This window comes from Embleya sp. NPDC056575 (assembly GCF_042793325.1).
Lineage (GTDB): Bacteria > Actinomycetota > Actinomycetes > Streptomycetales > Streptomycetaceae > Embleya.
The window spans coordinates 1-2,564 of the sequence record NZ_JBHTVA010000158.1 but is presented as its reverse complement, the minus strand read 5'-3'; the positions used below and the strand labels follow the sequence as shown (position 1 = coordinate 2,564).

At 40.6% G+C, this 2,564-nt stretch carries 2 protein-coding genes; one reads left to right on the top strand and one right to left on the bottom strand.

From position 1 onward, the window contains the following. Window positions 1-364: 364 nt before the first annotated feature. On the top strand, window positions 365-982 hold the full coding sequence (gene yyaC / locus ACFRCG_RS48350; protein WP_003243890.1) for a spore protease YyaC: 618 nt from the start codon (window positions 365-367) through the stop codon (window positions 980-982). Between the two features lie 63 nt (window positions 983-1,045). Here the strand turns inward: yyaC and ACFRCG_RS48345 are convergent. Then, a protein-coding gene (locus ACFRCG_RS48345) for an IS3 family transposase (protein ID WP_087614160.1) occupies window positions 1,046-2,196 on the bottom strand; the annotation gives its coding sequence in 2 pieces (ribosomal slippage) (window positions 1,046-1,923 and window positions 1,923-2,196; 1,152 coding nt in all). Between the last annotated feature and the right edge of the window lie 368 nt (window positions 2,197-2,564).

The window sequence follows — 2,564 nt, the reverse complement described above, 5'->3', positions numbered from 1 at the left end:
CAAGGTGAAATTATCATACGAAATAAACATAAAAAAGACTGCTAATGCGGCAGTCTAAAAAGAGATATTTATTTGTTTGTCCTTGGAATGAAGAAGTGAACTTCACTCTTCACTTTTTTCTAACCATTCCTATCTATTCAAGTGTTTCATAAGCAGACCATTGCTTGATCATGATCGAGGCAATGGGGGACAATACTTGTAATCACCCACTAACCATTCATATCATAACCTCTACTTTTTTAAAATCTCCGGTGCCATACACAAAGCATAAAAAATCATACTGCTGGATATACTGTAAACAACCTTACATAACTACACACACCATAGCAATTCTGTTACCTACTATAACAAGGAAGTGAAACCCATGAATCGAAAAGGCGGGCTTTTTTCCTCTCAGGAACGAGTAAAGCAATATGTTTCACATACAGATGCTGCAGCGGCAAAACAAATCCAAACCATCCTTTCTTCATCCTTACGTAAAGCTGCCGGCAAACCAATTGTCGTGGTTTGTATCGGAACAGACCGTTCAACCGGTGACTCATTAGGCCCGCTCGTAGGGATGAAACTCAAACAGATGCAGCTTACCAGATTCCATGTCTACGGAACCTTATCTGACCCCGTCCATGCTGTGAACATGAAGGATAAAATCAATGACATTCATAAATTACATAAAAACCCATTTGTTATAGCAGTCGATGCATGCTTAGGCCGCGTTAAGAGTGTGGGTTCATTTCAAATCGGGGACGGGCCATTAAAGCCCGGAGCCGGTGTACAAAAAGACCTTCCTGAAGTGGGAGATCTTCATATTAACGGAATCGTGAATGTGAGCGGTTTTATGGAATATTTTGTATTGCAAAACACTAGACTCAACTTGGTCATGAATATGGCAAATGTTCTAGCGGAAGGTTTGAGTTTAACAGATCGGACAGAGTGGAGGCAAGAACGCCTTAACCCGCTGCAAAGGCTCACTGGGCGCATATAAATGAAAAAACCATCTTCGTTTGGGGACTGACCCCCGTTTTTGAGACAGGGATCAAAACACCTTTTAAACAGCCAATTGCCGATAATTTATCGGTGATTGGTTGTTTAGTTTCGTTTGAATACGAATATTGTTATAATAATGAATGTATTCTATGACAGTGCGTTCTACGATGGCGGTCGTGGTTCGATCAATGCTGTTAAGATAGAACGTTTCAGACTTTAGTGAGGAATGAAACGATTCGATGGAGGCATTATCAGCGGGTGTCCCTTTGCGGGACATGCTCATGGTAATGCCTTTTGTTTTAACAGCTTTCTGATACTCGTAAGATGTATACACAGATCCTTGGTCACTATGTAACACGCAGTTCTCAGGCAGTGTTGGCAGTTGATCAAGTGTGTGTAAGACAAAGTCTGTGTCCTGCTTATCTCCAATCGTAAAAGCAATCACTTCTCCATTATATACATCCAATATACTGGAAAGGTACAATTGTTTCTGTCCATAAGGCAAATACGTGATGTCTGTTACTAGTTTTTCAAGAGGATGATCAGACTGAAAGTTCCGATCTAATATATTGTCGACCACGGCATATGGCTGCCCATTCTTCTTGCGCTTTTTCACCTTAACCCGGCACTGCCACTGATTTTTCTGCATAATACGCTGAACCGTTTTATGGTTAATACACATTCTCTTTTTTAATATAGCTGTGATTTTTCGATATCCATATCGATACTGGTGCTCTCGGCACAACGTGCCGATTTGTTTTTCTAAATGGCGCTTGGGATGATCTTTCTTCAGATTCTTCTTCCAACGATAATAAGACGAGCGAGAGATACCTAAATGAATACAGATATCCTGCACGGTCATTGTGCTGTGCAATTCTTCTACAAGTTCGACTGACGTTTGGCTATCAACTTCCTTTCCAATTCGTTGTACTTTTTTAACACTTCATTCTGTTGTCTCAGATATCGATTCTCTGCCTGCAGTTTCTCTAATTCGGAAGAATACTCCGGACCTTTTCCATAAGTGTATTGCTTACCAACAGGCTGTTCAAATCGATGTGTATCACCAGCCTTATACCATCTGACCCATGTCTTAATCTGCGTATTATTTTTGATATTCAACTCCTGCATGATCTCTTTCATAGGTACGCCTGCCAATCTCATTTCTACAGCCTTCTGTTTCACTTCAACCGGATAACTCACTCTTGTCCCCATAGAAAAAACACCTCCAAGTCTAATTTCGGATAACAATCATCCGTATTCAAACTTGAAGGTGTTTTTATTTGTCTCATCTTATGGGGTCAGTCCCTATCGCACAGGTTTTTTTATTGGACTTAGGTCCTGTTTTCTTAATGTTCAAAAAGGGGAAAAAAAGCTAGCAATCTGCATTTTTTTCTTTTATAGTAAATGTACTTTGTAACATGGCAGTCATATTTTCGTCTATAACTATTTGTGAGCGTCTGATTTGCTTCAGGCGACAAAGGGGGATTTGCCTGCGTCAGCGGATTTTCAAGAGTGGCCGCTTCCTTACGCCGGAAACCAGGATCAAACAACATTAATCGTGCTTCCTGACACCGTAAGCC